Raw genomic sequence first — 956 nt, 5'->3', positions numbered from 1 at the left:
GGAGCGAACCATGAATGTGCCTTCCCGTAGGGTCGGAATGAACTCCGTACCCAACTGCGGAAACACAGCGAGGCTGGCGATGAACAACACGACCGCCGTCCCCACTACGACGACCGGAGCCTTAAGCGCGGCATCCCGCATCGGCCGATAACCCGCTTTCATCCATGACACGAACCGTGGTTCCTGCATCGTGGTCACCCGTCGGAATGCCAGCACGGCCAGCACGGGAACCAGCGTCAGGGATAGCAACAGCGCTGCGGCCAACGCGAAGCTGATCGTATAGGCCATCGGCGAGAACAGTTTGCCCTCGACACCTTGGAGCGTGAACAACGGCAGGAACACGAGGATCACAATCGCGACAGCGAACACGATCGGCCGACCGACTTCACGCGCCGCGGCCCCGACCAGATCGGACATGCTCGCGGCTTCAAGGTCACGCTCCTCAAAATGCCGGAAGATGTTTTCGATCATCACGACCGAGCCATCGACCATCATGCCAATGCCAATGGCTAGGCCACCGAGGCTCATCAAGTTCGCGGATAAGCCCGACACGCGCATTGCGATGAATGCCACGAGCAGCGATAGCGGCACACTCGACACCACAATAAGCGTTGACCGCACGTTGCCGAGGAACAGATACAGCAAAACAAGTACGAGTACAGCGCCGATTAACAGCGCTTCGACGACCGTGCTAGTTGCCTTGTCTACCAGTTCGGCCTGCGAGTAATAGACCTTGGCGACCATCCCGTCGGGCAACGACTTGTTGATTTCCTCAAGCTTGGCATTGGTATCCTCGAGGACACGCTGTGTATCCGTTCCGATCAGCTTGAGAACATAACCACCAACGGATTCCTCGCCGTTAGCGATTTCCGCGCCGCGTCGAATTGCCCGGCCATAACCAACTTCGGCGATGTCCTGAATATAAACCGGCTGGCCATTACGCGTGCCGACACGGG

At 58.3% G+C, this 956-nt stretch carries 1 protein-coding gene; it reads right to left on the bottom strand.

The genetic code is table 11. The features are described from left to right. On the bottom strand, positions 1 to 956 hold a 956-nt coding region (locus tag C84B14_RS17965), incomplete at both ends, for an efflux RND transporter permease subunit (protein ID WP_353226127.1).

The organism is Salinisphaera sp. C84B14, from assembly GCF_040361435.1.
Taxonomy (GTDB): Bacteria; Pseudomonadota; Gammaproteobacteria; order Nevskiales; family Salinisphaeraceae; genus Salinisphaera.
The sequence above is the reverse complement of the archived record's forward strand: the minus strand, read 5'-3'. Positions and strand labels throughout refer to the sequence as shown.